The following is a 17,451-nucleotide window of genomic DNA, read 5'->3' on the forward strand; positions in this document are numbered from 1 at the left end:
TGTCGTGCCGGCCATATAAGTCTCCTCTGCCGCAAAATCAGTCTGTCGGCCGCACAGGCGCTTCGGGCGTTTAACTGAACGACTTGCCGCAGCCGCACTTCTCGCGCGCATTGGGGTTATCGAAGACAAAGCCGGAAGATTCGAGCCCGGTGAGGAAGTCAACGGTCATGCCAGCTACATGGGGTTGGGAACCCGCGTCTACGAACAGCTTGATCCCATTTGTGCCAGTGATCGCGTCGCCCTCGCGCGACACGCTCTCCAGGCCCATTAAGTATTTGAAGCCGGCGCAGCCGCCGGCCTCGACCATGATGCGAAAACCTTCCGCCGGCTCGCTGGCGCGGGAAAGAGCAGTCTTGAAGGCGGCAACAGCGTTGTCGGTGAGCGTAATCATGGCTCCATTCTCCTCAGTCCTGGACCTGCTTGCGCATCACGTCGCATGCACCGTGCCAAAGCGAAAAAAACGTTTCAACACAGCGCGGCATCTCTGACACTGCCGTGCTTCTTGTGAGTGCATTGCTGCGAAGCTGTCGGCCAACCGACACGTACTGTCGGGTTTGTCGGGTCTGCCACGAGGGATATTGGGCCTGAGTTCTTGGTTGAACTCACATCACCAAATACAGAACTTCTTCTGAGCTTGCTTCGGCGCAATTGGCACGGTTTTTGAGGCTCCGTTTGGCGAGGCGGCAAGAGCATGCCGATCTACAATCATGCCGTGGGTGCCCTCGCGATGGATGGGGCGAAGCAAGGGAGCAACATGTCAGGACCGGGTCAGATACGCCTCGCTTGGCAAAGCAGCGCCGCCCGTGGCATCCGAATGCCCGCTTGGCCGATTGCGACAACACCCACACTCGCTCACCACCGCCCAGTAGCCGCCGACCGGCTCAACGGGATGCCATCGGCATGAGCCTGCTCGCCGGTTTTCGCGCGGGTGCGACGCCGTGTGCACGCTGTCCAGCGACACTTTGTTCATGGGCCAGCAGCAGATCAGGGACGAGCATTACGGCCGCCCTATCGGCTGAAGATTCCCCGGCAGGGCAGCTGATCCTTACACGTAGGTAGAATCAGGGGTAAGACATGGACCAGCGCGAGAAACCGTCGCCGGATGAAATACGGTGGGCGTGCGAAGACAATCCGAAGATCCGGGAGCATGATCTCGCCGCTCGATTGGGCATTACGGAAGCCGAATTGGTCGCGGCGCATTGTGGTCACGGCGCGGTGCGCATCGAGCCGCGCGTCGATGATCTGCTGACGGGCCTCGAAGCGGTCGGCGAGGTGATGGCGCTCACCCGCAACGAAAGTGCCGTGCACCAAAAGATCGGCGTCTACGACAAAGTGGTCACCGGCAACCAGCATGCCATGGTGCTCGGCGACGACATCGACCTGCGCATCTTCCCGAAAGCGTGGGCGTATGGCTTCGCCGTCGAGAAGCGCGAGGGAGCCGAGATCCGCCGCAGCCTGCAATTCTTTGATGCCGCCGGCGAGGCGATTCACAAAGTACATCTCAGGCCCGCCTCGAACCTGCACGCCTATCAGGATCTGGCGGCAGAGCTGGTATCCTCCGACCAGGAGCCGATCATATCGGTCGAAGCGGGCCGTGCGCGCGATAACGCAGTGAGTCCAGACCAAGCCGCCACGGCCGACGACCTACGCGAGCACTGGAGCCGGCTGAGCGACGTGCATCAGTTCTACCATATGTTGAAGACACTGAAGCTCAGCCGCTGCCAGGCAATGCGTATGGCCGACGAAGATTACGCTTGGCTGCTCGACAATGATGCCGTTGGCGCCCTGTTCCAACAGGCGGCCGAAGACGAGATGCCGATCATGTGCTTTGTCGGCAATCGTGGTTGCATCCAGATCCATTCCGGCCCGATCAAGTCGGTCAAGCAGATCGGGCCGCGGATCAATGTGCTCGACGAGACCTTCCATCTGCATCTGAGGACCCATCACATCCGCGAGGTCTGGGCCGTGCGCAAGCCGACGAGGGACGGTCACGTCACGTCCATTGAAGCCTATGGCGCCGACGGCAAGATGATCATCCAGTTCTTCGGCACGCGCAAGGAAGGCGAACGCGAGCGCAGCGACTGGCGGTTTCTGGCCGAGAGTCTGCCACGCATTCCCGGTCAGAGCGACAGGGATATATAGAGTGTGCCGACAGGCCCTCGGATTGAACCGGCCGCCATAGGACTCGGCACCACGTTCCGACAGCGGCTCGCGAGGAAATTTAGGTCCATGAGCGGAAAGGCTTGCCGTCGTAGCGGATGCGCACGGTCAGGTGATGCACGCCGGAATGGACCGCATCGATACAGTCAAGCTGGTCGCCGGCCGGACCGGTGCGCACGAGTGCATCGCCGTCTGACCGAAAATCCTTGCAGCGCCTGCGAGCGATAAAACGCATACGCCATCAACGCCGAACCGAAGCGCGGCTCGACCTTGTTGATATTCCGATCATCGCGCGCAAGCGCCGTCGGGTCTTGTCGGACCGCAGTCGATCCTGCGCTGGATCGCGTCGTTGCTCAATCCGGGCCGTGCGAGCGATCTCCTCGCTCGTCGACCGGAAGGCTGTGCAGCAGCAGCCAAGCCGAACAGCTTGATGTCGCGGACTCGACAAAACCGACCACGGATGTCGGTTGTCGGACGTTGTCCTAAGAATGATGGACAGGTGATCCCAGCGGCGGGCCCAGTGCAGGCTGGCATTGCTTGGTGCAGCGCCATGGGTACGCCTATCCGGCACGCGACTTGCTTCGACGATTTGATCAGCAGGGCATCAGCAGTGCGTCACGGAGCTCAGAGGTGATTGACCAGCCTCTCAACCCCAACGGGGATAGCGGCGGCTTTGCTTCATGACCGCAGAGCGGCGGAGATGCCCCTTCTGATCGACTTCGCAACCGATCTCATCCGCGCTGGTGCAGGTGGGCTGTATCAGGCGACAGAATCTAGAAGGCGCCCGACAAGAGACGTGCCCATGCTGGAAATCGAATTTATGAACAGCCGTGCAATCTCAATCGAGCCATGAACGCCAATGTAGAGAAAACAAAATGGCGACCAACCCCGTTCCAGATCATGTCCCACCCGAAATGGTGAGGGACTTCAGCCTGTTTACATCGCCAGGGATGCCACCAACACCCGACGGGGATCCACACGCAGCTGTCGCTTGCGTACATGACGGGCCTCCGATCTTTTACTCCCGCTACAACACGCAAGATGGCCGGGGTACCTGGGTCATCACCCGTGCCGCGGACCAGCGGAGGGTGCTGCAGGACGCAGAGACTTTTTCCAGCCATCGCAGCATCTTCTCCTCCATACTGGGTGAAAACTGGCCGACGATCCCGCTTGAGCTCGATCCACCGGCCCATGGCGTCTTTCGCTCACTGCTCAATCCGCTGCTTTCGCCAAAGCGGGTGTTGGCTTTGGAACCGGCTGTCCGCGAACGGGCGGTCGAGCTGATCGAAAGGATCGCCGCGTCGGGCACAAGCTGCGACGTGATGAAGGATTTTGCCTTTCCTTTCGCGGTGAGCACCTTTCTTCGCTTTCTGGGGTTGCCTGATGACCGACTCGATACATTCGTCGGCTGGGGGAAAGATCTGCTCCACGGCGACGATAAGGAACGACCTGTGGCTGCCCGGACGATCGTGGCATTCATCGACGAACTTGCAGCCATGCGCCGCGACGAGGCGGTTGACGATTTCATGACCTTTATCGTGCAGGCACAGGTCGAGGGCCGCCGGCTGACGGACACCCAAGTCCGCGGCATCGGCGTGCTTGTCTTCGTCGCTGGGCTCGACACGGTCGCAGCAGCTATAGGCTTTGACTTGGCGTACCTCGCACGCAACCTCAAAGATCAGCAATTGCTGCGGAGCGAACCGGACCGCATCCCGCTCGCAACCGAAGAATTACTGCGGGCCTATCCGCCCATTCAGTTGATCCGCGTGGCCACGAAAGATATCGACTTCGAAGGCGCGCCGATCCGGAAGGGGGACTATGTTTCCTGCGCCACGATGATTGCCAATCGTGATCCGGCGGAATTCGAATGCCCCAACACGATTGATTTAGAGCGGGAGGACAACCGCCACGCAGCGTTTGGCTATGGTCCCCACCGTTGCCTTGGCTCACACCTTGCCCGGCGGGAGATTGTCATTGGCCTGGAGGAGTGGCTGGCGCGCGTCCCGGCTTTCAGGATCAAGCAGGGTACGGCGCCGATAGCTTCTGGCGGCCATGTGTTCGGGATCGAAAATTTGATCCTGGACTGGTCTTAGGCCGGCCCCGAGCCGGGGCACAGACAATGGAGGCAGCGCCATGCGCATCATCGTCCAAAAGGCCAAATGCCAGGGTCACGCGCGATGCGCGGCGCAAGCGCCGGACATCTTCAAGCTTGATGACGAGGGCTACATCCTGCCCGGTGACATTGAAGTTGCGGAAGGGGAGGAGCTGCCTGCATCGCGAGGCGCGCGATCCTGTCCTGAACGTGCGCTGGAACTCACTCTCTGACGCTCTGAATCAGACGTCATTCAACCGTGAGTCTGGCGGGCTTGAATGGGGCCGACCATGTGGCCGCACTCAGCACGCGACTCTGTCCCGCACGGTTCACGTCCCACCCCGCGGGGGCATTTCCGGCGCCTGTGTTCCCCGTGAGGCGCAAACGGCAGGGCCCCGCGGTTCGCGAAACGCCTCCTTCCAATCACAGAATTTGCGACAGAGCCGAGTGGACCAGACGAGAATTGCCGAACTACTCGACCGCGAGGCGATCCGCGACTGCGTACACCCGAAGAACTGCCCGACCCATGTTGCGGCAGGCCGGGTCGCTGCATGAATTGATAGGACGAAACCAGGAGAACGCACCATATTTGCCCAACATTATGCCCGGCTCAGCACCGGCCAATGGCCGCACATTGAGCTGGAGAGGAGGTTCGACCAGCATGTGCTTGCCTGTGTGCTTTCACGTGCGCTCGAGGAGATCGAGGCCGGCGAGGCGACGGCGACGGAGGCAACCGGACTTTCGCGCGCCGAGTTGCGCGATGTCCTGATCCGCTGTTTCCCTGCTTTTCCTATCAACGCGTTTGCCTTGAAAGAGGTGAGCGAGCCCGAGCCGGATCTGGAAGAAGAACTTCTGCATGGACTGCTGCTGGCGCATGCCCGACATGGCGACCCGGCGAGCGCCCGCTTCGCCAAGATCATCGCCCGGCGTGCCATGCGCAATGACCACCTCTGGCAGGACCTTGGCCTTTTCAATCGAACCGACCTCGGCCGCCTGCTCGCCTGGCATTTTCCGACGCTGGCGGCCGGCAACACCCAAAACATGAAATGGAAGAAATACTTTTACCGCAAGCTCTGCGAGGCCGAAGGTTTTTCGCTGTGCAGCGCGCCCAGTTGCCGGGAATGCAATGATTTCGAAAGCTGCTTCGGCCCGGAGGAAGGCGAAAGCCGTCTCACACGGATCAAGAACGGCGTCGCCCCGGATTGAGAGCCGCTTTCGTCAATTGTACAGCGCCAGCGCTCGCGCCGCGCCATATGTCTCTTGTCGAATGTCGACTGCACCCTTCGGGGATTGAATGCTGTGCATGCTGTCCGATTGCTCGCGATGCTCGCTTCGGCGGGCGCCGTCATGATGGCGGTGCAGGATGCGACCCGCACCATCGCCGCCGAGCAACTGGTGTTCTCCGGGCCGTTGCTGCTCGCCTGCCTCGCGGTTGCGGCGCCTGGGCGGCCGCGGTTCACCGACGTCATTGTTCGCGCTGGTGCACAGTTTCGCCTCGCTCACCCATTGGGAGGACCAGATTGTCTCCGGCGTGGCCATCAATTTCGTTGCTGCCGGCTCCGCCATCATTCTCGGCCAGGTTCCGGCAGGGCGCGCGCTGGGGTTCCTGGAAGCTTTTCGAACTTTCTGCTTCGCGCCGCCAGCTGAATTGTGGGCACTTGTGAGAGAAGTCGGGATGCATGAATCCGGTACGGGACAAGCTTGATCGACGCGCTCACCCGCCATTGATATAGGGCGGCAACACCTCATCGAATCAGGGGCAAGCCCTGGGTGCATAGGGCGGGACTTGACGTTCGCAGTTTTGGATCGATACGGCTCCCCGGACCGAATGAAACCGCGAACTACGAGCTGCCGATCCCCCTCGAGACTACGCCAGAACCCTCCGTCAAGACTCGCAAGCGTGACCGCGAGCGTGCGGAGCGCATAGAATTGGCAGGTGTCCCAAGACCATCGCTGAGACAACGGGCAGTCGTACTCGCCCAAGAGCGGGGGCTAGTGCGAACGCGCGATTTCACAAGCATTGGTATTCCCCATTGCGATCTAGCTCGCATGTGTGATGAGGGCCCGCTCATCAAGGTCAGCTATGGAACCTATAGCGCACCAGACATCAATGGGTCGTGAACCTAGGGCGCAACCCTACGGTAGCCAATCCCGTCATTGCGCCAACGTTGAGTTTCTGCGGTGTCGGTAAAGTCGGCCCATTGCGCGTACCGGAACTCAACTTTTACCTCGGCTCCCCTTATCCGAATAGCAGACAGTGAATTGCCATCGCTCAAAGGGAGCATCACAAACGAGACCGCATCTCCGTCGGGAATGCAATTTGCACCCGGCTTTTCGCTTAGTGTGCCTACGGTAAAGCCGGTGCTTGGATATCGCAAATTCTTAAGGGTATTCCACTTGATCTGCACCCTGTTGGCTGTGCAGCAGCAAGGCACCGGTACTTAGAACTCCCGTAGATTGCAGTGGCTGCAGCTTGACGGCCGAAAACGACATTTAAACCGGTCCAGCCCAGTCCAGTAAGGAAGAGCACGACAAAGATTACGGTAACGCGGTAAGCCAAGTGCACTCCTCAACGTCCTCGGCTTCTACGACAAGCTCCTCGAATTCCTCGATCACGTAGTAAGTGAATCCTTCCTGAAGCCTGTGCACCGGGAAATGCTGCTGGCGTCCTACAATCCGGCAGCGCTGATCGATTTGCTGTCCGTCTATCTTGTTCCAACCGAAACCAAGTGGATCGCTCGCGATGAGCGCTGATCATCTTTTCCCCTGCGTCGCTGCGGCGCCGCAACTATGGAGGCAAATTCCTGCAGGCTAAGCGCCGACGTACGCCCCAAGGTGGGGTATAGGGGACTGCCGGGTGGGAAGGTCGATTCCTTCGAAGGGATGGCTGTGAATCGCGCGCAGTCCCTTTTGATTGCGGTCGTGTATCGCGGAGCGCAGCGCCACATTGTTCGCCTTGGCGTTGCAAGTGCGCGGCACGCCTCCCGCGAGAGCCTCAATCGATGCGCATCCCTCGTTGCAGCGGCATCCAGGCACGCCCGAGGCTTCGTGCTCTCTTTGTAGTTTCGAAGGAGCGCCCCGCCTTTGACGAGAGATCTCGCTAATGACATATTTGACTATTCTAATTTAGTATGTGTTTTGTTGTGAGCGTGGAGGCGAGGGGAGTCTCCTGATGATTGATTCAGACGTGTTTGACTTTGTTGAGCGATGTCAAAAGCACAAGGCGACAGGGCCTTTGTTGACTGATCTGCTCGATATGGCAAGAAATCTGGGCTTCGAACACCTCATTCTGAGCGGAGTTCCCTTGGGCGGACAGAAGCTTGCCCCCATGGTTGAATTGAATGGCTGGCCCGCCGGCTGGTTTGAGCGCTACCTTGAAGCAGAGCACGCCGCCGTTGATGGCGTGTGCATCTACTCGGCTAAGACGCTGAAGCCGTTCTTCTGGGCTGACGTTCCACCGAAATGGTCTGATACGGATGCATCGAGACGGGTTGCGAGTGAGGCGACGGAGTTTGGCATCTCGAGTGGATTTGCAGTGCCGATGCTGAGCGTGAATCATTGGCAATCGGTGCTGTCGTTCGCATCCTCTGCAAAAGCATGCAGCGTGTCCCCGCGCGACCAGGTCCAATTGGTGACGATGGCGGTGTATGCCGGGATGTCGATTCAGGCGCTGTCCAATACCGATGAACACGGCGTTGATGATATCCTGACAGATCGGGAAAAAGAGGTGCTGCTGTGGGCCGCAGCAGGCAAAACGTCGTCGGAAACGTCGCAGATTCTTGGTCTCGCTGAGCGCACGATCAAATGGCACGCTACAAGAGCGCGCGAAGCATTCGGTGTCGCGACAACGACGCAGGCAGTTGTCGAGGCCGTGCGTCGCCGCCTCATCCATCCCTAAATACTGTCAACTGTTCGATCGGACAGGTGACGCATATTAGCGCCACTGCGATTATCCCCCGGCAACTATGTGGGGGATTGCGCGATGATAGCGGCTCATGTTGTCAATGCGCAGAACAAGCATCTCTACGAGACCGAGTTCGATGAATTTCTGCGGCGTCGGCACGACTTCTTCGTGCATCAGAAAGGTTGGCGCCCGCCAAGCCCAGATGGTCGGGAAGTAGATCAATTCGATACCGGCGCGGCCACATACATCCTTGGAATTGAGGATGAACGGGTGGTGACCTCGGCCCGGCTGATCCCAACGACCAAGCCGCACATGGTCTCCGAAATCTTTCCCCATCTTTGTGAGAAATCCGGCGTCCCACGGCGACCGGATTGGGCAGAATGGACCCGCACATATGTCGTACCCGACAAGCGCTCGTCCGGGCTGCGCGGGACGCTGACAGAGCTCTGCTGCGCGGTGATGGAGTACTCCCTCGATGAGGGCCTCACAGCCGTGGGCGGGGTGCAAGAAACCTACTTCATGCCGCATCATGGCGCGCTCAAATGGCGAGCGGAACCAATGGGGATGGCACAAGAAGTGAATGGTGAATGGTACATCGTCGCATACATTGAAGTGGATGAGCGAGCTCTTGCAAGTGTCCGAAAAATACTAGGTATCGATCATTCGCTGCTCGTTCGCCGCGGGAAACAACTGCCGTTCATGGAAGTCGATAGACTGGAAAAACAAACGGCATAGAGGTGGGTAACACAATAATCGCACAGGGAGGAAGTTATGCAGTCGCGCGTCTATTCCGTTGACGAAGTCCACGTCGAAAGCTTGATAGTGATCCCCGAGAATCCTCCTGCAATAGCGGTATCGGCGCGGGGGACTGTCCCTACAACCGGATGGACGCAGCCCGATCTCGCGCCGTGGGTGTACATAGTTCCACCCAAAGACGGCATCCTCGATCTTGATTTCGTTGCGACCCATCCGACCGGTTTAGTACTCCAGGTCATTTGTCCCATCAGCGTGACCAAGGCCTTTGCAATTCCTGCGTGGGTCGTCGGCATCCGTGTCCACAGTTCGACTAACGAAATCGAGGAGATGGTTTCGCGTGCAGAGAAGCCTACGCAGGCCGCGCTCGCTGGAGAGGGTATGCCCTTGCCATGGCCGTTTCCTTGGTGGGCGCCTCGCAGCAAACGTTCTTGATCCGGGAACACGGATACACCGCCTTGTAGTCATAACCTCTGCCATGGAGGCGCAAATGGTACGTGCGAGCTCAATATCCATAAGGATTTTTTCCGGTCGAACGTGATTAGGCGCTGTGATGTCGAGCCAGTACTCTGTCGCGGTAACCAGATGTCCGAGCACACAGCCGGGCATGAGGGAAGCGCTCGTGTTGGGCGTCGTTCTTCCGATCGAAGGTGGGAGCGAAGTAGCTTATCTGAATGAGCCTCTTCCTGCGACGGACGAGGTGCTCGCGACTGCCGCACCGATACCGGCGACACAAATTTTTCGGCTTGCGGCCGTTTGCGAGGAGCACAGATGCCTCCATTTCAATGGCGGCAAATGTAACTTGGCATCTCGTATTGCCACGCAACTCCCAGCGGTAACCGAGAAGCTTCCGGCGCGTACGATACGCAGAAGCTGCAGGTGGTTCTTACAGGAGGGATTTGCGGCGTGCTTCAGATGTCCTCAGATTGTCACCTCTGGAACGGCGGAAGACCCTTTTCTGGCTTCGATAGCTTTGCCGGGGACCGTCAATAGCTCCTTGAGATAGAGTAAGAATTGTGAAACCTCTTTTTACATACGGTAAAATAAGATGATCTCCTTGGACCAGCCGCTTGATCTCGATGAACCTGACGCAGAGGCGTTCTTGCACAGTATTCAAGGAAATATATTAAAAGGCCATGGTCGGAATTTTACTGCTCATCTCGTCGTTCGCATGATTGGGCAGCCCACGGCCCTTAGAGCATGGATTTCAGCATTTGCCGAAGACGGTCGCGTGGTGACCTCGGCTCGATTGATCCCAACAAGCGAGCCGCACATGGTCTCGGAGGTCTTTTCTCACATGTGCGAGAGATCGGGCGTCCCAAGACGTCCCGATTGGGGCGAATGGACGCGCACCTTCGTCGTCCCCGACAAACGCTCGACCGGGCTACGGGGCACGCTGACGCAGCTGTGCTGCGCGGTGATGGAATACGCGCTTGACGAGGGTCTCAGCGCGGTGGGCGGTGTCCAGGAAACCTACTTCATGCCCCATCACGGTGCGCTCAAATGGCGGGCCGAGCCGATGGGCATGGAGCGCGAAGAAAACGGCGAATGGTACATCGTCGCCTACATCGATGTGAACGAGGCGGCGCTGGCGAGCGTCCGCAAGATCCTTGGCATCGACCATTCGCTGCTGGTTCACCGCGGAATTCAACTGCCGTTCATCGAAAGCACAAATAACAAGCGACACGCATCGGCATAACAACGACTAAATTGGGAGAAAATAATGAGATACGCACTGGTGATTACCTCTGCAGTTGTATTATTCGGCCAAATGACTGGCGCACATGCCCAGCAAGTCACAGCATCGGGATGCGCTGAAGCTGGCGTTGAAGCCGGCTGCGTTATCCTCAAAGACGGTGACAAGCTCTACAATATAACCCATGCCGCCCCGAAGCCCGTGGTGGGGACATATGGGACGGCAACCGGAACGGTATCCAGCGACGCCGACCCGTGCCAGCAGGGAGATCTGCTCAAGGCCGCAGAATGGAAGCCTAATCCAGACAAGAGCTGCACCAGCAAATAGCACGAAGGAAGGCCCACAAAGCCTCGCATCGAATGGCGGAAGCCAATCTCGCGAAGCGCTGCTGGCCACAATCGATATTTCCAGAAAGGACAAAAACGATGCCCGATAAAGTCGTTCGTGTTTATCGTCCGGACGGAAGCCTTCAATGCGGACTCGGGCGAGCCCGAACGCTTAAGGAAGACCAGGAGGTCCTGTCAGCACTTGGCGGGCACGCAATATCCGCTGAAAAACGCATAATCCCGGTGCGCGTTCCTGAAGTTTGTGGGGCGCCGACCGGGCGTGCAAATACCTATGTCATCAAAGCAGCAGAATGGGAATTCATCCTAAGAAGCTTCGTCGGGCCGGCTGGCTTCGCGGAGTGGCTCTACGATACGCCTGCGACCAGCGTCTATAAATATGATGGGACGTTACAGTGCGGACTCGGCCAGGAAATCCCTTTGACAGAGATGGCCCAGGAGTTGGTCGATGCCGGCGTGTTGGTCATTTCAAGCCACAAATCCTCCGACGGATTGTTGCACATTGCCTTGTGCGGAGCTCTGACCGGCCAGATCAACGTCTACGAGATTCCTACACCGGACCTCCACAAGGCCATGCAGCTTGGATTCGCGCCTCTAGCCAGTATTCCTGCCGGCGATCCGACAGTTGCAACGCTCAGTGACGGCCAGCCATCGCCGTGGCCCTTTCCTTTTTAGAAGGATTCGGACGCGTCACGATTCAGAAACCGCATTTCATTTTGGCCGGCCGAGCATGTCGTCGCAAAACGTCTTTTGGCAAAATAGCGAGGAGGAACCCATGAAGCGTCCGCTGTCTATATCTGTAGACCAATTGAACAAACTGGTCCCAAAGGCTGTAGCCGCTGCCGAGCTCGCGGGGATGTGTCGCTGACGAGGCATCCAATTTGGCTGGGGTTCCTGGAAGCTTTTCGAACTTTCTGCCATGCTGCACCAACCGAATTGCGCGTGCTCGCAAGCGAGGTCGGAGCATGAAAGAGCTGCCACGACGGGATCTGATCACGCCTTCCACTGCGGGTTTGATTCGGAAGTGGGTCCGGCGTGGCGCCCTTAAGCTCCAGCTCCTGCTCATATAACGCTTTTGCAATATTTCTGTCAGATGCATGCGCTTTGGTCCTCCCAGCGACAAGAATCGCGTATGTGCGCGCACTCCTCCACTCACCGTCGCTGACGAACCGCATCGCTTGCTCGCATGACTGAAACTTCGCATACCAGACTGCTCTCTCGCAAAATCTCTGATTACTGCCGTCTTCGTCTCGACCCTCTGTTCCACCCTCAAGAAAGCGCTCGCATCAGAGCGTTTCTTCTCGACCTTATCTCCCGTGCGAACACACCACCGCGAAAACTGCGCGGCTATGATTGGCACGAAATAGGCACTCTTTGCGACCTCGACGGTGAAACGCTTCGATCTGCTCGAACCGCAATCGAGCCAGCATTGGACGCGATGATCGCTCGAAATACGAAAACTGTGCCGAAGCGGGCGACCATCGCGGGCCGTCGCAACACTAAACCGCAGCGTCATGAGCGGGAACGTCCGCAGTCGCCGGCAGGGAAGGCGCCAACTTTTAATCGTCATAAGAAGCTCGATCGGTCGGAGCGGGAGGCTGCAGTGGACCAGCAGAAGCCTGGTATTAAGCCGCGCGCTGTTGAGGAGTTCCCGAAACCCCTTTTTGAGGAAACGTTCGATCACCCGAGCTTCCAGGCGGCACTGGATTTTCAGATGCGTCGCCATGGCGATAGCTATTGGCATCTTCATCGCGCTGTTGTGCGAGACGACGAAAGTCTAGACCGCTCGACAATTCGTCACTGGCTGCAGGGATCAAAATCGCCGCGCAGCGTGGCGAGCATGGAAGTACTAGCTCGAATCGAGCGTCGTTATCGTCTTTCAGCAGGTTATTTTAAAGCGAGACTCCCGCTTCAGACGCGCTCCGCCTCCGGCCACATTTCTCGATGACATCGGCTCGGCTGAACGCCGGCGGCTTGCGTGGCACTTGCCTGACGACTTCAACACGCGTCGTTCCGAGGAGCAGGAAGAAATCTTGGAATGGGTTCGGCGCGTGATTATCAGTGGGTCAACTGATTACCGGAAATTCCAGGCGGCCGCGTTGAAACAGCGTTATGCCATCCGTTTCCCGGGTATCACCTATGGTCAGTCGGATGCCGCAAATGACGGCTATCGAGTTCGGCGCGAGCAACAGGATGATGATGGTGCCCAGTTCACGGACCCCGACCTGATGTCCGGCGTCATAGAGGCGCCGCCTGTGCTTGGCATGGAAATGGCGGATTTGATCCGCTTCGAGACGGCGACGCTCACTGCGTTTGGTTTGCAGCGCAACGGTGTTTGGGGCGAGGAGACCGCATCGCAGAAAGTTGAGCATCTCGGTTTGATGTTCGGCGCGTTGGCCGCGCATCCGCGCGGACCAGTACGCGGCTGTGGCGTTCCGATGCAGCATGTGACGTTTGGTCTGCTCGTCTTCCCGTCTGTGTGGGACTGGTATGTCCAATGGCGCGAGAGGCGGCGGGGATTCTACACCTCATGGGAGGTGGACATGCTGCGAATCTCGCTTGCGCTGACCCGCAAGGAGACGGGCTGGCTTAGGCAGCAACCGCATATGGCGTCGCGCATCCGCCCCATTAACGGACTGGTTTCACAGACCGATATTGATCGCGCCTGCGGAGACTGGGAGGACGCCTGCAATGTCTACTTCAAGCACGCCACCTCCCGCGTGAAAGAGATTCAGCGCGTCGCGCGCGTACATCGCGATCCTTTTGAACCAATCATGCCGGTGCTCGAGGCCGATAGCCCAGTCGGCGAGTATCGAAAGATCACAGAAGAGATCCTCCGGCTCATGCCAGATGAACGCATTTATCGCCGTCCTGCCGCAGAAGCTGTCCGCTCGTTCCTAATGCTTCGGTTCGGACTGCATCTTGGGTTGCGGCAGAAGAACCTGCGTCAACTGATGGTCAGTGAACGCGGGAGGTTGCCTCGCTCTGAGCGCCAGCTTGCCGACATGAAGCGCGGGGAACTCCGCTGGAGCGAACGTGAAAAAGGCTGGGAGGTGCTTATTCCTTCGGTAGCATTCAAGAACGCGAATTCATCTTTTTTTGGGAGCAAACCATTTCGGCTCATCCTGCCGAACCTAGGTGGTCTATACGAGCATATCGAAGCATATATCGATCGCCACCGCCAAGTGCTGCTTGGAGGGACGGAGGACCACGGTACCTTCTTCATCAAGACGGTGAAGGCGACCAGCAAGAACGCTTCGTACGATCGAAATACGTTCTATGAGGCATGGCGCTTGGTCATCCTGCGCATTTCGCAAAAGCCGGACAGTGATTCCGCTAAGTCGCGGACAGCTGTTTCATTAAGTCGCGGACAGTTTGGCGGTGTCGGTTCTCGGGTGCCTTGTTGCGTTCATGGATGATTGATTTCGCCGTTTTCAGCGCCGGTCAAGAGGGGCGCGGCTTTTTGCTTTCGCATGCTGTCGCCCTGGAGCACGATGCGGTGGGCGTTGTGGACGATCCTGTCGAGAATGGCGTCGGCGACGGTGGGGTCGGCAATCAGGTCATGCCATTTGGCCACGGGGGCCTGGGCGGTGATCAGGGTGGATTTGCGCCGATAGCGTTCCTCGACGATTTCGAACAGATGGAAGCGCTTCTGGTCGGTGAGGCTGTGGGTTCCAAAGTCATCGAGGATGAGCAGTTGCGCGCGGGTGAGTTTGTCGATGAGGCGCGGGAAGCGGCCATCTAGGCGGGCGAGCGCCAGATCCTCGAACAGGCGCGGCACGCGCACATAGAGCACGGAATGATCAAGCCGCGCCGCTTGCCGACCGAAGGCGCAGGCCAGCCATGACTTGCCGGTGCCGGTCTGGCCGGTGACGATCAGGTTCTCATGCGCCTTCAGCCATTCACCTTGGGCGAGCGCCATGGTGCTGCGCCGGTCGAGCCCGCGCGTCGCGGCAAAATCAATGTCCTCGATGCAGGCTTCGGGAAAGCGCAGCTTGGCTGAGGCGAGCCGGTTCTTGACGCGCTTGTCGGCACGCATGGCGACCTCGCGGTCGAGCATCAGGCCGAGCCACTCGTCGCGGCTGAGCTCATTGGCGTTGTTCTGTTCGGCCAGCTCGCGCCAGGCGGTGGCCATGCCGGCCAGGCCGAGGGTCTGCATCTGGTCGAGGGTGGGGTTTGTCAGCATTCTTTCTTCCTTTCCTTCACTGGTAATAGGTGCTGCCGCGGATGTTGGTGTGCGGCGGTGTCGGCTTTGCCGGCTCGGTCTGCGGTCTTGCCTGGTCGAGGCCGGATTTGAGGATGGCGGTGACGGAGGAGTAGGCGATCGCGTTGATCAGCAGCGCCCGCTCGCAGGCGGCATCGAGACGCTCCGGTCCATAACGTGGAGCCAGCGACAGAATGCCCATGGCCGAGCGGTATCCCTGTTCCGGATGCGGCCGGTCGCGCATCATGCGCTCGACCAGGATGGCGGCGTTGGGGCCGATCCTGACCGCCCGGCCAATCAGGCTGGCCGGCGTGGTGTTGGCGTAGCGCTGATGCGCCTTGGGCATGTGTTCATTGACGGTGACATGGCCGGAACGCTGCGAGCGACGGACATGGCAGGCGACGCGCTGGTGATCGTGGAAGATCTCGACCACCCGGTGGGTGAGCCGCACGTCGACGGTGCGCCCGATCAGCCGGTGCGGCACCGAGTAGAAGGTCTTGTCGATCTCGACATGGTAATCGGGATGCACCTTCGCCGATTTCCACTCGGCATATTCGAACGGCGTCGCCGGCAGCGGCCTCAAGGCCACCCGCTCGATCTCCTCGAACAGTTCGCGGCGGCTTTTGCCGACATGGCGCATCGGCCGGTTGTTCAGCTCCTCGAGCAGCTCGGCGATCGCCGCATTGAGCTCAGCCAGCGAGAAGAAAGAGCGATTCCGGAGCCGGGCCAGAATCCAGCGCTCGACGATCAGCACCGCGCCTTCGACCTTGGCCTTGTCGCGCGGCTTTCGGCTGCGGGTCGGCAAGATGGTGGTGTCGTAATGCTCGGCCATCGCCGCAAAGGTCGTGTTCAGCGTCGGCTCGAACCACATCGCCTTGGCCACGCCAGCCTTCAGGTTGTCGCAGACGATCGCCTTGGTGACTCCGCCGAAGAAGGCAAGCGCCCGCATCTGGCCCTCGATCCAGTCCGGCAGCTTCTGGCTGGAGCTGGCAAAGGCGAAGGTCAGATTGGAGGCGCCCAGCACCGCGACAAAGATCTGGGCGGCGTGGATGACGCCGGTAGCAGGATCGATGATCGGCACCGTCTGCCCGGCATAGTCGGTTTGCATCACCGCGCCCGCCGCATGCCGATTGCGGAACGTTGCGCTCGTCCGGCGCTCGAAAGCGGCGAAGTGCTCGCAGAACCAGGTGTAGCCGTAACCGTCGGGATGGGCAGCGCGATACTCCTGCCATAACAGCGTCAGCGTCACGCCCTTGCGCTTCAGCTCCCGGACGATCAGCGCCCAGTCGGGCTCACTCAGATCCTGTGGCGGCCGGCCCATCCGGCGGAACAGAAGCCGCTCGAGCGCGGCATCGTCGTCGTAGCCGGGCGGCAACGGCCAACGCGAAAGCCCCGCCTCGCTCGCGCGTAACAGATAGGTCGAAACCGTCGTCTTGCTGATCTTCAGCCGTTCCGATACCGCACGCACCGAAAGGCCATGCTCATGCGTCAGGCGCAAGATCGCTCGGATGTCCTTCACCGTCGTCTGTCTCGTTTGCTTCCGTCTTGGCATGGCCCCTCTCAACGTCATCGTGAGAGGTCAAAATGCCAGAACGGCGCAGCCGAGAACCGACCGTCAAATCCGCCCCGGAAACTGTCCGGGACTTAGCGGAAATGCTGTCCGCGACTTACTGAAATCACTGTCCGGGACTTAGTGAAATCGGCGTCCGGGATTTACCGAAACACGCAGTCATCCAGCGATATGGCATCTACAATCCATATACGCAGCGCGGCGTGATCGCCGGCCTTCTCCCTCACGGGCCGCACAATGTGCGTGACGTTCTGGCGACCCACATACTGAAACAGACCGGTTCATATGAGCAGGCAAGCTACGCGATCCAGGACACGCCCGACATGGTGGCGCACCACTACGGTCGTTTTCTGCCGCAAGACAAAGCCGCACTTGCTGCGCGGATATTGAACCAAGTCTGGCAGGCGGCCTGAAGGGCATTAGTCTGAAAGAATAATTCCGCACTGGAACCGTTGTCGGAAAACACGGAGTTTCCTTGGAACGACCGGTGCAGTGTTTCGGCACACATGGGGTAGCAGGGCGACGGATACGATGCTGGACGGGGACCTACGACGCGTAACCGATTTCGCTCGTAAGGGTGTCACCTTAAGGTTTCGGCCCGGGACTACACCGTCGCAACCGCTATCATTACCCAGATCCTACATGGTCAGCGTCAGACTATGTTATGTCACTTCGGAGCATATCCTGCCGTGACGGCGACGAAGTAGCAGCCGACCTTCCTAGGATCG

Annotated in this window: 14 protein-coding genes and 4 pseudogenes; 14 read left to right on the forward strand and 4 right to left on the reverse strand. The window is 59.0% G+C overall.

The window, feature by feature from the left end; all coding sequences use genetic code 11:
* Positions 1–70: 70 nt before the first annotated feature.
* Positions 71–391 (reverse strand): HesB/IscA family protein, encoded by a 321-nt coding sequence (locus NKI73_RS15915; RefSeq protein WP_023766895.1) that lies wholly within the window; start codon positions 389–391, stop codon positions 71–73.
* 683 nt (positions 392–1,074) lie between these two features.
* On the opposite strand from NKI73_RS15915, the gene NKI73_RS15920 reads away from it, so the two are divergent.
* The gene (locus NKI73_RS15920) at positions 1,075–2,142 is read left to right on the forward strand and encodes a hemin-degrading factor (protein ID WP_352631225.1); all 1,068 of its coding nucleotides are present in this window, start codon (positions 1,075–1,077) and stop codon (positions 2,140–2,142) included.
* A gap of 79 nt (positions 2,143–2,221) precedes the next feature.
* Here NKI73_RS15920 and NKI73_RS15925 read toward each other — a convergent pair whose 3' ends face one another.
* On the reverse strand, positions 2,222–2,395 hold the full coding sequence (locus tag NKI73_RS15925) for a hypothetical protein (RefSeq protein ID WP_023736306.1): 174 nt from the start codon (positions 2,393–2,395) through the stop codon (positions 2,222–2,224).
* 640 nt (positions 2,396–3,035) lie between these two features.
* On the opposite strand from NKI73_RS15925, the gene NKI73_RS15930 reads away from it, so the two are divergent.
* From NKI73_RS15930 to NKI73_RS33655, 12 genes and pseudogenes are all read left to right on the forward strand, one after another.
* Positions 3,036–4,253, forward strand: a complete 1,218-nt coding sequence (locus tag NKI73_RS15930) for a cytochrome P450 (protein ID WP_352631227.1) — start codon at positions 3,036–3,038, stop codon at positions 4,251–4,253.
* A gap of 40 nt (positions 4,254–4,293) precedes the next feature.
* Positions 4,294–4,485, forward strand: coding sequence for a ferredoxin (locus NKI73_RS15935; protein ID WP_023736308.1), 192 nt, complete (start codon positions 4,294–4,296; stop codon positions 4,483–4,485).
* 352 nt (positions 4,486–4,837) lie between these two features.
* Positions 4,838–5,458, forward strand: a complete 621-nt coding sequence (locus NKI73_RS15940; protein WP_352631337.1) for a nitrogen fixation protein NifQ — start codon at positions 4,838–4,840, stop codon at positions 5,456–5,458.
* Between the two features lie 265 nt (positions 5,459–5,723).
* Positions 5,724–5,831, forward strand: a pseudogene (locus NKI73_RS15945) (ABC transporter permease); the annotation flags it as partial.
* A gap of 986 nt (positions 5,832–6,817) precedes the next feature.
* Positions 6,818–7,006: pseudogene (locus tag NKI73_RS15950) on the forward strand (TIGR00730 family Rossman fold protein); the annotation flags it as partial.
* Positions 7,007–7,424: 418 nt separating this feature from the next.
* The gene (locus tag NKI73_RS15955; protein WP_352631229.1) at positions 7,425–8,150 is read left to right on the forward strand and encodes a helix-turn-helix transcriptional regulator; all 726 of its coding nucleotides are present in this window, start codon (positions 7,425–7,427) and stop codon (positions 8,148–8,150) included.
* An 84-nt stretch (positions 8,151–8,234) separates the two neighbouring features.
* Complete coding sequence (locus NKI73_RS15960) at positions 8,235–8,891, forward strand: acyl-homoserine-lactone synthase (RefSeq protein ID WP_352631231.1); 657 nt, start codon at positions 8,235–8,237, stop codon at positions 8,889–8,891.
* A 36-nt stretch (positions 8,892–8,927) separates the two neighbouring features.
* Positions 8,928–9,344 carry a hypothetical protein gene (locus NKI73_RS15965; RefSeq protein ID WP_352631233.1) on the forward strand — a complete coding sequence of 139 codons (417 nt, stop codon included), beginning with the start codon at positions 8,928–8,930 and terminating at the stop codon, positions 9,342–9,344.
* Positions 9,345–9,966: 622 nt separating this feature from the next.
* Positions 9,967–10,608: an acyl-homoserine-lactone synthase gene (locus NKI73_RS15970; protein ID WP_352631235.1), complete on the forward strand. Its 642-nt coding sequence runs from the start codon at positions 9,967–9,969 to the stop codon at positions 10,606–10,608.
* Between the two features lie 24 nt (positions 10,609–10,632).
* Positions 10,633–10,932 (forward strand): hypothetical protein, encoded by a 300-nt coding sequence (locus tag NKI73_RS15975; protein ID WP_352631237.1) that lies wholly within the window; start codon positions 10,633–10,635, stop codon positions 10,930–10,932.
* Positions 10,933–11,030: 98 nt separating this feature from the next.
* A complete protein-coding gene (locus NKI73_RS15980; RefSeq protein ID WP_352631239.1) occupies positions 11,031–11,624 on the forward strand; it encodes a hypothetical protein in 594 nt (197 codons plus the stop codon).
* 511 nt (positions 11,625–12,135) lie between these two features.
* Positions 12,136–14,257: pseudogene (locus tag NKI73_RS33655) on the forward strand (hypothetical protein); the annotation flags it as partial.
* A 101-nt stretch (positions 14,258–14,358) separates the two neighbouring features.
* Here NKI73_RS33655 and istB read toward each other — a convergent pair.
* Together istB and istA are read right to left on the reverse strand one after the other, a co-directional pair.
* A complete protein-coding gene (istB, locus tag NKI73_RS15995; protein WP_352631245.1) occupies positions 14,359–15,135 on the reverse strand; it encodes an IS21-like element helper ATPase IstB in 777 nt (258 codons plus the stop codon).
* Positions 15,136–15,151: 16 nt separating this feature from the next.
* Positions 15,152–16,705 carry an IS21 family transposase gene (istA, locus tag NKI73_RS16000; protein WP_352631247.1) on the reverse strand — a complete coding sequence of 518 codons (1,554 nt, stop codon included), beginning with the start codon at positions 16,703–16,705 and terminating at the stop codon, positions 15,152–15,154.
* A gap of 176 nt (positions 16,706–16,881) precedes the next feature.
* On the opposite strand from istA, the pseudogene NKI73_RS16005 reads away from it, so the two are divergent.
* Positions 16,882–17,136, forward strand: a pseudogene (locus tag NKI73_RS16005) (hypothetical protein); the annotation flags it as partial.
* Positions 17,137–17,451 lie beyond the last annotated feature (315 nt).

Origin of the sequence: Mesorhizobium sp. M0496 (genome assembly GCF_040321205.1) — a bacterium.
Lineage (GTDB): Bacteria > Pseudomonadota > Alphaproteobacteria > Rhizobiales > Rhizobiaceae > Mesorhizobium.